Annotated in this window: 10 protein-coding genes; 5 read left to right on the top strand and 5 right to left on the bottom strand. The window is 64.8% G+C overall.

The annotated features are described in order from the left end of the window. The 4 genes from ACIPY2_RS08355 to ACIPY2_RS08370 all read left to right on the top strand — a co-directional run bounded on the left by ACIPY2_RS08355 (position 1) and on the right by ACIPY2_RS08370 (position 5,785). Positions 1-1,932: a DUF5107 domain-containing protein gene (locus ACIPY2_RS08355; RefSeq protein WP_400265909.1), complete on the top strand. Its 1,932-nt coding sequence runs from the start codon at positions 1-3 to the stop codon at positions 1,930-1,932. 60 nt (positions 1,933-1,992) lie between these two features. Beyond that, positions 1,993-4,224, top strand: coding sequence for an McrB family protein (locus ACIPY2_RS08360; RefSeq protein ID WP_400265910.1), 2,232 nt, complete (start codon positions 1,993-1,995; stop codon positions 4,222-4,224). Positions 4,225-4,294: 70 nt separating this feature from the next. Further along, positions 4,295-5,503, top strand: a complete 1,209-nt coding sequence (locus tag ACIPY2_RS08365; protein WP_400265911.1) for a restriction endonuclease — start codon at positions 4,295-4,297, stop codon at positions 5,501-5,503. 33 nt (positions 5,504-5,536) lie between these two features. After that, on the top strand, positions 5,537-5,785 hold the full coding sequence (locus tag ACIPY2_RS08370) for a PLDc N-terminal domain-containing protein (RefSeq protein ID WP_400265912.1): 249 nt from the start codon (positions 5,537-5,539) through the stop codon (positions 5,783-5,785). 3 nt (positions 5,786-5,788) lie between these two features. Here ACIPY2_RS08370 and ACIPY2_RS08375 read toward each other — a convergent pair whose 3' ends face one another. After that, the gene (locus tag ACIPY2_RS08375) at positions 5,789-7,459 is read right to left on the bottom strand and encodes a sensor histidine kinase (RefSeq protein ID WP_400265913.1); all 1,671 of its coding nucleotides are present in this window, start codon (positions 7,457-7,459) and stop codon (positions 5,789-5,791) included. 100 nt (positions 7,460-7,559) lie between these two features. Here ACIPY2_RS08375 and ACIPY2_RS08380 point away from each other — a divergent pair, with 100 nt between their 5' ends. Further along, positions 7,560-8,303, top strand: a complete 744-nt coding sequence (locus tag ACIPY2_RS08380) for a response regulator transcription factor (RefSeq protein ID WP_400265914.1) — start codon at positions 7,560-7,562, stop codon at positions 8,301-8,303. Here the strand turns inward: ACIPY2_RS08380 and fdxA are convergent. Genes fdxA through ACIPY2_RS08400 form a run of 4 tightly spaced genes read right to left on the bottom strand, consistent with a single transcriptional unit; the run spans position 8,300 to position 11,879 of the window. Beyond that, positions 8,300-8,611 carry a ferredoxin gene (fdxA, locus tag ACIPY2_RS08385; RefSeq protein ID WP_400265915.1) on the bottom strand — a complete coding sequence of 104 codons (312 nt, stop codon included), beginning with the start codon at positions 8,609-8,611 and terminating at the stop codon, positions 8,300-8,302. The genes ACIPY2_RS08380 and fdxA overlap by 4 nt on opposite strands. 6 nt (positions 8,612-8,617) lie before the next feature. Continuing rightward, positions 8,618-10,096, bottom strand: a complete 1,479-nt coding sequence (locus tag ACIPY2_RS08390; RefSeq protein ID WP_400265916.1) for an aldehyde dehydrogenase family protein — start codon at positions 10,094-10,096, stop codon at positions 8,618-8,620. Positions 10,097-10,113: 17 nt separating this feature from the next. Next, on the bottom strand, positions 10,114-10,941 hold the full coding sequence (locus ACIPY2_RS08395) for an SDR family oxidoreductase (protein WP_400265917.1): 828 nt from the start codon (positions 10,939-10,941) through the stop codon (positions 10,114-10,116). After that, on the bottom strand, positions 10,941-11,879 hold the full coding sequence (locus tag ACIPY2_RS08400) for a dihydrodipicolinate synthase family protein (protein ID WP_400265918.1): 939 nt from the start codon (positions 11,877-11,879) through the stop codon (positions 10,941-10,943). Before ACIPY2_RS08400 ends, ACIPY2_RS08395 begins: the two co-directional genes overlap by 1 nt. Between the last annotated feature and the right edge of the window lie 17 nt (positions 11,880-11,896).

The following is an 11,896-nucleotide window of genomic DNA, read 5'->3' on the forward strand; positions in this document are numbered from 1 at the left end:
GTGGCAACACCTTCCAACCTCACAGTCACCACCGTGTCCCTGAGCATGGCTGACCTTGGGCCGCTGAACCCGTTGCCCGTGGTCGCCGCCGAGCTGGACCAGCCCTACACCGTGGGCGAAGGCATCCCGGAGGAACTCCAAGCTTCTGCCCGTTACGGATTGGTGCCCAACGTGTACCCGTACCTTATGCAGGACGGTTACAGCCGCGACGCGCAACCCAGGGAGTTTCCCGCCGTCGTGCTTGAAAACAGCAAGCTGAAGGCGACCGTGCTGCCGTCCCTGGGCGGCCGCATCTGGGAGCTCTTGGACAAAACGACCGGCAAGCAACTGCTGCACACCCATGGGGCACCGCAACTGGCCAACATCGCACTCCGGAAGGCCTGGTTTGCCGGGGGACTGGAATGGAACATCGGAACCCGCGGCCATTCGCCCACCAGTTGCGACCCGCTGCACACGGCACTCGTGCACACCCCCGACGGCAAGCACATCCTGCGCATGTGGGAATTCGAACGCCTCCGGGAAGTGGTGTTCCAGGTGGATATCTGGCTGCCGGACGATTCGGAAGTGCTGTTTGCCGCTGTGCGGATCCGCAACCCCAACGACCACGAGGTTCCCATGTATTGGTGGAGCAACGCGGCTATTCCGGAGACTGACAAGACACGCGTGATCGCACCCGCCGACGAGGCTTTTGGCAGTGACTACGCCACGGACATCACCCGCGTCCGGCCCACGGCCCACGAAGGCTACGACGGCACCTGGCTGGTCAACAGCCCGCACGCCGCGGACTTCTTCTTCGATATCGATCCGTCCGAGCGCCGTTGGGTGGTGGCTTCGGATCACGACGGCGACGGGCTGGCCATGTTGTCCACGGGACTGCTGCGGGGAAAGAAGCTCTTCGTGTGGGGCCAGGGGCAGGGTGGCAAGCGCTGGCAGGAGTGGCTGAGCCCCGGGGCGGGGCCTTACGCGGAGATCCAGGCAGGGCTGGCGCAGACCCAGTTCGAGCACCTGGTGATGCCGCCGGGCGCTGCATGGTCATGGGTGGAGGCGTACGGCAACGGGCACCTCGATGCGGACGTCTCCCACGGTGCGGATTGGGATGCGGCCGTGAAACACGCCGGGCAGCGGCTCGAAGCACTGAAGCCCCACGAGGAGTTGGAGGCCATGCTTCCGGCGGCCATCAACAACGCCGACGTTCCGCCGTCGAAAATGCTGCTGACCGGCAGCGGCTGGGGAGTAGTGGAGCGGTCCCGGCGGAGACGGTCAGGCAAGGCGTGGATCGACGAAAGCGGCACGCCCTTTATTAATGAAAGCGTCACCGCTGAGGAGGAACCATGGCTTGGGCTGCTGAAGGGACAACCGTTCGACGGCGCAGCCTCCTTTGTTGCCGGTGCTGACTGGGAGGATCTGCTCGAGGGGCAGGACGGCCCGGAAGCTGCTTTCCACCTGGCCACCATGAGGCATGCGCGGCAGGACCTCGCGGGGGCGGAGGAGGAGTACCTGAAGATACTCAAGACCAAGGGGGTCCGCCGGCGTACCATGGCACTTTCGTACCGGGGCCTGGGCCTTGCCTTGCTCGCGGCGGCAGCGGAAGAAGAAGGTCTTGCCGAGCTGCGGACGGGTGTCGAAACCGATTCCACCGCCACCGCCCTGCTCGTGGAAGCAGTCACGCTGGCCGTCCGCCACGGCGACCCCACCATGGCGCTGGATTTGGCGGACGCGGGACCCCGTGACGGGGCAGGCGCCGGACGCTTGACGTTCCTTAAGGCGCTCGCGCTCGCCCGGGAGGGACACAAAGACCAAGCCGCCGCGATCCTGCGCGCCGGCGTGGAGATTCCGGATTTGCGGGAAGGGGAGGACGCGATCGCGGAGCTGTGGGAGGAGGTTTGCCCCGGCGAAGCCGTGCCCCCGGCCTACCGGTTCGGGATGCATTAAAAGCTGAACGAAGCCTGTGGAAATCCAGATGCCGACTTAAAGCAAACAAGGTAAGTTGGCATGGTGACCACCCCCTCCGTAATGCCTGCTGTTGACCGCGCCCCGGGAATCTCCAAGGAGATCGAGGACGCGGCCTGGTACGTGCTGCATCCGGCGCTCCAGGGTAAACCCTCGGCGCTGGACGGGCGGACTCTGACGTGGACTTCGGACGCCGCCAAGGAACTCCAGGAGCGCCTTGAGCGCGGTGTCGAGGACTCCAAAGCGCCCATGATGACCAACCTCCGGCAGAACCTTGAAGGGGCATCCCGCGAGGCCAAATTGTTGGCTGTGGAGTTGCTGTTCCTGCAGTCGTTGCCGCTGGCGCACGAGGTCAAATCCCTGCGCGTCAAGCGGGCCCGCGTGGCCGAGGCTGCCTCATGGGTGGAGCCGCCGGTGGAGCTGCCCGAGGAGCTCTACCAAGGCATGACGGACCACGGCGTCATCCGTGACCGGACTGCCGAGTTCAACTGGACCATCTGGGACCACCTGACGTGGCTCTGCCGCTTTGTTGAGCACGTGGACAGCCAGAGCACGGAGACCATCAACGAGGCTTTGCGGGATCCGCACAAATTCCATGAACTGGCCGCCGGCACTCCGGATGACCAGCCGGCTCTTCGACGCAGCATTGAGTACTTGGTATGGCCCAGCTACTTCGAGCCCGTAGTTGCCGATGTGGAGCGCCGCGAAATCCGTGATGCCTTCGCCTCGCTGGTGGGTGGTGCCAAGGGTGACACCGAGGAAGACATCACCGCCGACATCCATCGGATCCGGCTCCACCTGGACGAGCAGGCGGGCCAGCGCATCGATTGGTATTCCCGTCAGCTGGTGAGCCAGTGGCGGAAGGTGGGCGACCCCGGGCGCCGATCATGGCTTCTCCGCACCCACCATGACAACGCCGATCTGTTGACGTCATGGGTGGCCGAGGAGAAAGCCACCCTGGATGTGGAACACCTCCGCACCCTGGACGCGGGTGTCACCGCAGGAGTGGTCCAGCATGCCGTGGACGAGGATTGCAAACACCTCGGCTATGTGGAGCGCGAGGATACCAAGACAGCCGTTTTCGCGTTCCTGACCGTCATGAAGCCCGGCGACCTCACCCTGTACCAGCACGGCGGCCGGGTCCGCGTTGGTGTGGTCCTGGGCGAGCCTGACCAGGACAACCGACGCATCCGCCGCAAGGTCCGTTGGTTCGATGACAGCTACGCCATCACCGAACTTCCCCGCCACGCGCAGCGGCAGTTGTCCACACCGGGCATCATTGTGGATGTCACCAGGGTGATCCAGGCGCTTCAGGAACTGCTGCCGGTGGAGGCCGAGACAGATGGTGAGGATGAAGCTCCGCCGACTGTCGCCGTCGAGGTTGTCCAGCAGGGATTCCGTCCCCTCACGGAAGAATTCGCGGCCTCGCTGCACATGGACCTCGAACCGCTCACGGAGATCGCGGAACTCCTGGAAGAGAACCGCCAGCTGGTCCTATACGGCCCGCCGGGCACCGGTAAGACCTACCTGGCCAAGCATCTCGCCGCGGAACTCGCGGGAGACAGTACCGATGAACGCGTCAAGCTGGTGCAGTTCCACCCGTCCTACGCTTACGAGGATTTCTTCGAGGGCTACCGTCCGGACAAGACCGACGACGGCCAGGTGTCCTTCAAACTCGTTGCCGGACCCCTGCGCCGGCTCGCGGAAGAGGCAGCCAAGCCGGAGAACTCGCACAAGCCGTACTTCCTGATCATCGATGAGATGAACCGGGCAAACCTTGCCAAGGTGTTCGGCGAGCTCTACTTCCTGCTGGAGTACCGGGACGACCGCATCTACCTGCAGTACAGCCCGAATGAGCCTTTCAGCCTGCCGGACAACCTGTACATCATCGGCACCATGAACACGGCGGACCGCTCGATTGCCATGATGGATGCGGCCATCCGGCGCCGCTTCGCCTTCATCGAACTGCACCCGAACGTGGAACCCGTGAAGGGCTCGCTGCGCCGCTTCCTTGAAGCCCGCGGACTGGACACGCTGAACGCGGACCTGCTGGATGCCCTGAACGCCGCCATCGACGATTGGGACAGGGACCTCATGATCGGGCCGTCCTACTTCATGAAGAACGCAGCGCAGACCCCCACCGGCCTCCGCCGCATCTGGAAGTACGAGCTCATGCCGTTGTTGGAGGAGCACTACCACGGGCAACTGAACAGGGCACAGCTGGAGGAACGCTTCGGCCTGGACCAGTTGCTGGGACGTCTTGCTGCCCGCTAAGGCCATCCCGCCCCGCCCGGGGCGGGCTCCGGCAAGCGCCAGGCGGAATGCGGGGCCGCGCCACATCGTGATGGACGAGTTGTCCCGCGGCGTGGTGGAGAAGCTTGATCCCCACTCCGCCGCGTTCATCAACGCCAGCGGTTTGGCCAAGGCTTCCCCGATGGGCATGGGCCTGTACAGGATCGAACCCGTGGGCAAGGTGGGTTCCGTCCGCACACCTTCCGTCCAGTTGGAGGTGCGGCCCAAGGACCGGCTGGGGCTGAGCCGCCTCCTGTTCCTCTTGAGCTACGCCGGGGACCAGGGATTCCAGGACCATTCCGTGGAAGCCGTGGAGCACCCGGACTTGTGGAGCGCCCTGGCCGAATCACTGGCGCGTTTGGCGGACAAGGCACTCAGCCGGGGTGTCCTGCAGGGCTACCTCACGGTTGATGAATCGCTGCGCACGGTGAAAGGCCGCATCCGGATATCGGACCAGATTTCCCGCAGGCCCGGCATGCTGGTCCCGCTGGAAGTTTCATACGACGAGTTCACTGAGGACATTGCCGAGAACAGGATTCTTCGGGCTGCCTTGGAACGGATGGGCCAGGTCCCCGGGGTACGGCCTGACGTCTTGAGCCGCCTGCGGCAGCTCAAGGGAAAGCTCGACGCCGTGACGAGGCTTCAGTCCGGTGCGCCGCTGCCGCCGTGGCGGGCCAGCAGGATGAACCTCCGGTACCACCCGGTTCTCCGGCTTTCCGAGGTGATCCTCCGCAACGCCTCCGCCGAGGCCGGAGAAGGGAAACAGCAATCCGCGTCCTTCGTGGTGGATATGGCACGGGTCTTCGAGGAGTTCGTGGGTACAGCGTTGCGCCATGCGATGAGCGCCCACCCCGGGGAGATGCGGTTGCAGTACGGCGCCCTTCTCAACGAGGCCGTGCGGGACACCGACCGGCTCACTGTGCGCCCTGACGCCGTGCATTTCCTGGGCGGCCAGCCCGTGGTGGTCTACGACTCCAAGTACACCGCAGCGGGCGACGCAGGAGCGTCCCTCAACGCCGACCATTACCAGCTGTTGGCGTACTGCACGGCCCTGCGGGTCCCTACGGCGTGGCTCGTCTACGCGGGTGCGGGAGAGGTCAAGCTGCGGCGGATCCTTAACACGGACATCGATATCGTCGAGTACCCGCTGGACCTGTCGTTGCCGCCCGCGGAGATCCTTGCTGCCATCGACGACCTCGCCGAGCAATCGTGGGGAGAGGTAGTCCGGCAGGCTGTGGCGGGACGCGTAGCCTCCGACTAGCCTGAGAAGTAATCAATTTCCTTGGATGGAGGCATGATGGCCCGCAAGAAATCGTGGCGTGACATGAGCAACGGCCAGCGCTTCATGCTCATGCTGAGCGGAGCGTTGAACCTGACCCTGCTGATCGCTGCCCAGCGAAGTTTGGCCCGTACACCTGACGCGCAGATCAGAGGCAAGAAGGTCTTGTGGCGAGCAGCTTCCTTTATCAACTTCTTTGGCCCCGTCAGCTACTTCCTGTTCGGTCGCCGTCGTGATGCAGCAGTGGTGGCAACCAAGCGCTGACCGCTACGACGGCACGCGCACCGTGAAGGTGGTGCCACGGCCCGGTTCGCTTTCCAACTCGATGCTGCCGCCGTGCGCCTCCACGATGGCTTTGCTGATGGGCAGACCCAGGCCCACGCCGGGGATGGCGCTGTTGCGGACGCCACCCGCGCGGAAGAACTTGGTGAAGACCTCGGCCTGATCCTCTTCGGTCATGCCCATTCCCGTGTCCGTGACGCGGCAGAAGACGTACTCCTGGTCTTCCCACGCCGCTACTTTCACGTCACCGCCGTCGGGCGAATACTTGATGGCGTTGGAAACCAGGTTGTCCAGCACCTGGGACATCCTGGACGAATCCACCCGCGCCTCGAGGGCCTCAGGGACATCGATGGACAAACGAATCCCCGCCTTGGCGGCACGTGGCTCGGCGGAGGTGACGCTTCCACGGACCAGTTCCGAAATGTCCACCTTGTGCGGCTGGATCGCTATCTGCCCGGAGCGCACTGCGAGCAGGTCCGAAACGAGCGTGAGCAGGCGCTCCGCGTTTCGCCGCACCACTTCCAGTTGCTTGCGGTACTTGGGATCCAGCCCGTGAGGGTCATCGAGGATCAGCTCTACATACCCGAGGATGGACGTTAATGGTGTCCTGAATTCGTGGGACACGTTGGCCACGAACTCGTCCTTGGCTGCCAAGGCGTTGACGAGGTCCGTGACGTCGCTGAACACCACCACTGAGCCGGCGAAGTTGCCCGCTTGGTCGAGCATGGGCCTTGCGCTGGTGGTGAATGCGCGCTGTTCGGGACCGGTACCCAACCAAACAAGTTGGTCAGTGAACCGCTCGCCGAGGACTGCCCTCCGCACGGGGCGCCGGTCGGGAGGCAGGGGGCTGGTCCGATCGGTATCGAACACCAACAGCTCTGACTCGTTGGGATCGTCGTTGTCCTCCGGAGTGGCCAGCGAATGCGTCTGCCGCTGCCGGCGGTTCATCAGGATGTCGTGACCGTCCCCGTCCACCGCCACCACGCCCAGCGGGAGCGCTTCCATCACGGTGTTGAGGAGCCGCTCTTGCTTGGTGCTTGCTTCCAGCGCCTCTTTGAGTGCGTGGTCCTTTTCTTCGAGTGCCCGCTGCTGCCGCACCATGCTGAGGGTCAGCACGCTCACGGAAACCCCGATGCCCAAAATCAGGATGGGGAACAAGAGGGGCTTGGTGAGGTCTTGCTCCGTCAGGTCGCCTCGGATGAAGAGGGGTGTCCAAACAATCCCGAGGGGGCCGATAAAGGACAGAATGATGGCGAGCTTTGGGTACAGGCCTGAAGCGCAGAGCCAGATGACGGGAAGCACCACCAGGACGCTGAGCCCTGTCAGTGCCTCCTGGCCGCCCTCACGCCCGAAAGCGATGGACACCATGTCCAGGATGGGGATGACGAGGAAGCTTGGAAAGGGCAGGCGGTGCCAAGGCACGATGACACAGAGCGCAAGCAGGAACGCCTGGCTCAGCAGGAAAACGAGGAAGAGCGGGTTGGACAGTGTTGCCGGGAAGAAGAGCCATACCAACACGGCCGAGAGGCAGACGCAAACGGACAGCGGCAGTTGGCTGAGGACCACCCGCATCCGCAATGAATGTTCGTGAAATGAGCGCTGAAATATCAGCAATTTCTTCTTTTCGCCAAAGTCCCACATGGTCGGGTAGGTCATGACACAACCGCCGGGGCAGGGGAACAAAGACGTTTCATGAGATCAGCCTAACCATAATGGTTATACTTCGAAGGGTTATCAAGGGGGCTGAGGGGCTGCGATGAGTGAAGTACGTGTGGGTCTGGTAATCGAGGATGACCAGGATATCCGCGAATTGGTACGGGTGGTTCTTTCCCAAGCGGGATTTGATGTCCACGTTGCCTCTACAGGATCGGCCGGCGTCACCTCTGCCCGCGAACTGAATCCCGACGTCATCACCCTGGACCTTGGCCTCCCGGACATCGACGGTTTTGAGGTTGCCCGCCAGATCCGCAAGTCATCCGACGCCTACATCATCATGCTGACGGCCCGCGCCGAGGAACTCGATACGCTCATGGGCCTCGAAGCCGGTGGCGACGACTACCTCACCAAGCCGTTCCGCCCCCGCGAGTTGCGTGCGCGCGTGGAGGCCATGATGCGGAGGCCCCGCGCGTCGTCGTCGGAACCCAAGGCCGGCACTGAAGACAACGATCCTGAAGTGACCCACAACGGCCTGGCTGTCTCGGCGGGGTCCCGCACCGCGGTCCTGAACGGCACGGAATTGAAGCTGACGCGCACTGAGTTTGATCTCCTGGTTGCCTTGCTGGAGACCGGCAGGATCGTACGGACCAAGGCGGACCTGGCACGTCGCCTCCGCAACGAACCATACGACGTCGGGAGCTATGTCAGCGACGCCGACGAACGCGCCGTCGAGGTCCACATGGGGAACCTGCGCAAGAAGCTGGGCGACAGCATCCAAAGCCCGCGTTGGCTGGAAACGGTCCGCGGTGTGGGCTACCGGCTCGCCCCGGCGTCCACGAATTAACCCAACTGGGCGATGCCGAGGGGCTCTGCTGCGATCACGGGGTGGTCCGCATCAGGGCGGTTGGAGCCCGGGCCGTCGTCGAAGAATTCGGCATTGGCCCTGACGTAGTCCGCCCATTCGTCCGGGACGTCCTCGGAGAAGTAGATGGCTTCCACGGGGCACACGGGATCGCACGCTCCGCAGTCCACGCATTCGGACGGGTGGATGTAGAGGGAACGCGCGCCCTCGTAAATGCAATCGACAGGGCATTCGTCGATGCACGCCTTGTCCTTCACATCCACGCAGGGCTGCGCGATCACGTAACTCATAGCCGACTACACGCCCGTGTAGACGGTCTTGCCCCAGGTGAAGAAGTCCAGGGCTGACCGTCCTTGTTCGCGGAACGTGTTGGTGGAGGAGTCCTTGACCCCGCCGAAGGGGACGTTGAGGTCCAGGCCCGCGGTGGGTCGGTTGACCTTGATCACGCCGGCCTGGGCACGAGCGGCGAAGTCGGTTGCCAGCGCAAGCGAGTCGGTGCAGATGCCTGCTGTGAGGCCGTAGCGTGAATCGTTGATGGCGGCCAACCCGGCGTCGTAGTCAGGTACTTCCAGCACGGCCACGACGGGACCGAAGATCTCCTCCGTCACCGCTGCGTCGTCGAACGGCAGCTCGGTGAGAATCGCGGCCGGGAAGTACAGGGCGCCGGTCGGGTCGCCGTCGTAATCTCCGTGCAGGAGGGTGGCACCGCGCTCGACGGCGGAGCGCACCGCTGCCTGGTCCTGCTCGAATTGCTGCCGGCTCACCACGGCGCCCATTCGGGCTCCGCCCGAATCAACACTGCCGAGGCCGTCGCCGGGACTGTACGCTCCGGCTTCGGCCACCAACGCTTCGAGGAATGCCTCACGGATCCCGGGGGTGACATAGACCCTGGACGTTGCCGTGCAGGCCTGACCCGTCAGCCCGAAAGCTCCGGCGGCCACTACCTGCGCGGCCTTGCGGGGATCCGCGTCATCCAGCACCAGGACCCCGTTCTTGCCGCCCATTTCCAGCTGTACCCGGGCGCGGCGGGCGTTGAGGATTTCCTGTAGTCCAAGGCCAACGTTGGTGGAGCCGGTGAAGGACAGCCCGGCAATGCGCGGATCACGCGCCAGGGCGTCACCCACCACGCGGCCCTTGCCGTGGACGACGTTGAACACGCCGGCAGGCAGCCCGGCGTCCTGGAGAGCCCGGGCCAGGTGCGTGGCGGAAAGCGGCGTGAGCTCGGCCGGTTTGATGACCACGGCGTTGCCGCTGATCAGGGCAGGGGCGGTCTTCCAGGCAGGGATGGCGATGGGGAAATTCCAGGGAGTAATGAGTCCCACCACTCCCAGCGCTTCGCGGCGGGTAGTGATGGTGGTGTCCGGAAGCCCGCTCGGCAGGACTTCGCCGGTGGCCGCCCAGCCCAGGGAGCCGAAGAAGCGCAGGACGTCCGAAGCCCGCTTGACCTCGCCCTTGGCCTCGGCCAGGGTCTTGCCTTCTTCGCGGACCAGGTCCTCGGCGATCGCTGCCTGTCGTTCGATCAGCAGGTTTCCGGCCGTGATGAGGATTGCCCCCCGGGAGGGAGCCGGAAGTGCGGCCCACGCGGGCTGTGCTGCTGCGGCGGCGCTGATGGCGGCGTCGACGTCCTCGGCCGTACCGCTCGGGGAGAGGGCCGCGAGTTCGCCCGGGCGTGCCGGGTTCATCCGTTCTGTGGTGGCTGCTCCGAGCCACTGACCATTGATGAGGTGTTGGGCGGTGATAGTGGTGACGTTGGTGTCAAAAGCCGTGGAAGTCATTTGTGGGTCCTTAAGGGTCAGAGGCTGCGGATCAAGCCGCCGTCGCACCTGAGTGCGACGCCGGTGATGTACGACGCCGGCGCGCTGCACAGGAACGCGGCAGCGGCACCGAACTCGGCGGGTTCTCCATAGCGGCGGGCGGGGATGGTCTTGCGGGATTCGAGCTGGATGTCCTCCAACGTGGTGCCACGGCGCTTGGCTGCGGCCTGATCCAACTGGGTGACGCGGTCGGTGGCAATCCGGCCGGGAAGGAGCAGGTTCACCGTGACGTCGTCCAGCGCGACCTCGGCAGCGAGGGTCTTGAGGTAACCGGCCAACGCCGCCCTTCCCGTGTTGGAAACGGCCAGGTTGGGCAGGGGAGCGGTTACTCCGCTGGAGCCGATCGCGAGGATGCGGCCCCACCGGCGTTCCCGCATGCCGGGAAGCACCCGCGAAACGAGGGCATGGTGTGGCTTGACGAGGAGGTCGAACGCAGCTCCCATGTCCTCCGAGGTCAGGGTTGCGGCCGCGCCCGGCTTGGGTCCTGGGCCGTTCAGGACCAGGATGTCGATCGGACCGAGGTTGGCTACGGTCTGGTCCGCGGCGGACTCGATGCCCTCCGGGGTGCCAAGGTCCGCTTCGATGGCAACCGCGTCAAAGCCGCTGGTTTCCAACGATCCGCTGCCCGGAACTCCCGTCCCGTAGGCGGCCTGGAGTTCGGCAACGATCTCCTTGGCACGGTCCCGGCGTCGTCCTATAACGGCTACACGCACGCCTTCGGCTGCGAGCGCCCGCGCCACGGCCAGTCCCAGTCCGCCGGTGGAGGCGGCTACGAGTGCTGTTTTCCCTGCGATTCCGAGGTCCATCAGAAACTCCCTACTGCACGGGCATCCAGTGCCGATGCCGCTTCCTTCAGGTGGACTGCCATGGAGGCCCGCAGGGCTTCGGGGAAGAGGGCCGCGGGTGCCCGTACGCCGGAGTCCTTGATGAGTCCGCGCTCGCGGAGGCATTCCTTGCGGATGGCCAGCGCCACCTTGGCCTGTTGCTCGAAATTGATAAGCGGCAGGTACGGCTGCAGTTCACGTTCGGCGGCCTCGTACCCGCCGTCCTGCCACGCCCGCACACAGGCGATCAGGGCTTCGGGGTAGGAGAAGCCGGTCATGGCCCCGGAAGCGCCCGCCATGAGTTCGTCCAGGAGGCCTTGCCCGCCCAGCCCGCCGAAGATGGAAACCCCGACGACGGCACTCAGCTCTGCGATCGCCACGCTGGTGGGCGGGGCCTCGGCTTTGACGGCGATGACGTACTCGCAGGCGTTGACCACGGAGGCAAGCGCCGGGGCGGCGATGCTGACCCCGCTGGCCAGCGGGTAGTCCTGGAGGACCACCCTGGCACCGGTTGCCCGGTGGATGGCGTCGAGGTGGGCGATCACCGCTTCCGCCCGGGCGGAGTTGGCTTGCACCATGACCGCGGCCAGGCGTGTTCCGGCGCCCTCCTGCGCTGCCATGACTTCCTCGATGGCCGGCCGGGTGGCCAAGGCGGTCACGCCCACCACCAGGGGGAGGGTGGTGGATTCGACCACGGTTTCCAGGACGTCGCGGCGTTCCTGCGGCGTGAGGGCGGCTGCTTCGCCGAACACGCCAAGCACTGTGAGGCCGGTTGCTCCGATGTTTTCGTAGTGCTCCACGAGTTCGGCGAGGCTATCCAGGTCGACGTCCAGTGTGCTGCCTTGGAAGGGCGTGGCTACGACGCCCCAGACGCCTGCCGGCAGGGTTTCGCGGTTTTTGGGCGCAGAAGGGTGAGGCATGGTGGTTCCTTTTCAAT

Origin of the sequence: Paenarthrobacter sp. NPDC089675, from assembly GCF_044749185.1 — a bacterium.
GTDB lineage: Bacteria > Actinomycetota > Actinomycetes > Actinomycetales > Micrococcaceae > Arthrobacter.

What these genes read in the sequence shown, in the direction of transcription:
- fdxA (WP_400265915.1), bottom strand. Translation starts at nt 8,611, where the DNA reads ATGAGTTACGTGATCGCGCAGCCCTGCGTGGATGTGAAGGACAAGGCG.
- ACIPY2_RS08375 (WP_400265913.1), bottom strand. Translation starts at nt 7,459, where the DNA reads ATGACCTACCCGACCATGTGGGACTTTGGCGAAAAGAAGAAATTGCTG.
- ACIPY2_RS08400 (WP_400265918.1), bottom strand. Translation starts at nt 11,879, where the DNA reads ATGCCTCACCCTTCTGCGCCCAAAAACCGCGAAACCCTGCCGGCAGGC.
- ACIPY2_RS08370 (WP_400265912.1), top strand. Translation starts at nt 5,537, where the DNA reads ATGATGGCCCGCAAGAAATCGTGGCGTGACATGAGCAACGGCCAGCGC.
- ACIPY2_RS08360 (WP_400265910.1), top strand. Translation starts at nt 1,993, where the DNA reads ATGGTGACCACCCCCTCCGTAATGCCTGCTGTTGACCGCGCCCCGGGA.
- ACIPY2_RS08390 (WP_400265916.1), bottom strand. Translation starts at nt 10,096, where the DNA reads ATGACTTCCACGGCTTTTGACACCAACGTCACCACTATCACCGCCCAA.
- ACIPY2_RS08365 (WP_400265911.1), top strand. Translation starts at nt 4,295, where the DNA reads ATGGACGAGTTGTCCCGCGGCGTGGTGGAGAAGCTTGATCCCCACTCC.
- ACIPY2_RS08380 (WP_400265914.1), top strand. Translation starts at nt 7,560, where the DNA reads ATGAGTGAAGTACGTGTGGGTCTGGTAATCGAGGATGACCAGGATATC.
- ACIPY2_RS08395 (WP_400265917.1), bottom strand. Translation starts at nt 10,941, where the DNA reads ATGGACCTCGGAATCGCAGGGAAAACAGCACTCGTAGCCGCCTCCACC.